The following is a 1,168-nucleotide window of genomic DNA, read 5'->3' as shown; positions in this document are numbered from 1 at the left end:
GTCGCACTCGGAAGCGGGTCCCTCAGGTCCGGGTTCATAGGACTACGGATGTCCCACCACCCACGACGCTCCACCGCCGAGTGCGCCTCCACGTGCACCACCACACCAGACTCATCAGTGTAGAAGCTGCCCCGCTGGTCCACGTGGTAGCAGGTGCTGGGCTCCAGCTCCACACCCCGCCCGAACGGCTCGTCGTGACGGGGAGCCAGGTCACTGCCCTTGCCGACCTCCACCGTCTGGGCCACCCGGGGCCGGTGCTCCTGGTTGAACGCGTCCTGGTCAGCCTTCTGCCGACGCTCCTCAAGCCGCTGGGCCACAGACCGATCACCAGAGGAGCCACCATCACCGTCACCGTCCGCGCCACTGCTGCCACGCTCGGACGGGCTGTCCCCGTCACCACCGCCACCATGGCCGGAGCCACCAGAGCCGTCACCACGACCACCGGCACCGTCAGCACCGTCAGCCGCGTGGCGGGCCGAGGCCTCACCGTCAGCATCATCACCATCTGCCTTGTGACGACCGGAGGAGGCCTCCACATCAGCACCCTCACCACGGCCGTGACCAGCACGACCAGAGGCCCCAGCACCATCACCATCAGCCCTGTGGCGGCCAGACGGAGCCTCCGCATCGGCACCCTCGGTGTCGGCGCGGCTGCGGGCCGAGGCCTCACCGTCAGCACCGTCAGCCGCGTGGCGGGCCGGGGCGTCCCCGTCAGCCCCGTCAGCCCTGTGGCGGCCAGACGGAGCCTCCGCATCGGCACCCTCGGTGTCGGCGCGGTTGCGGGCCGGGGCGTCCCCGTCAGCCCCGTCAGCCCTGTGGCGGCCAGACGGAGCCTCCGCATCGGCACCCTCGGTGTCGGCGCGGTTGCGGGCCGAGGCCTCACCGTCAGCACCGTCAGCCGCGTGGCGGGCCGGGGCGTCCCCGTCAGCCCCGTCAGCCCTGTGGCGGCCAGACGGAGCCTCCGCATCGGCACCCTCGGTGTCGGCGCGGCTGCGGGCTGGGGCGCCCGCCTCAGCGCCGTCACCGTCAGCCCTGTGGCGACCAGACGGGGCACCCGCCTCAGCAGGGTCACCATCAGCACGGTGGCGGGCCGGGGCGCCCGCCTCAGCGGCACCGTCAGCGTCAGCCTCGTGGCGACCCCGCGCACCAGGCTCAGCAGGGTCACCAT

General features: G+C 72.7%; 1 pseudogene. It reads right to left on the bottom strand.

From position 1 onward, the window contains the following. Window positions 1–1,168: pseudogene (locus D4740_RS12995) on the bottom strand (hypothetical protein); the annotation flags it as partial.

It is taken from the genome of Actinomyces sp. 2119, from assembly GCF_003591215.1.
Lineage (GTDB): Bacteria > Actinomycetota > Actinomycetes > Actinomycetales > Actinomycetaceae > Actinomyces > Actinomyces lilanjuaniae.
Note: the sequence above shows the minus strand (reverse complement) of the source record. Positions and strands in the feature narration are given on the sequence as shown.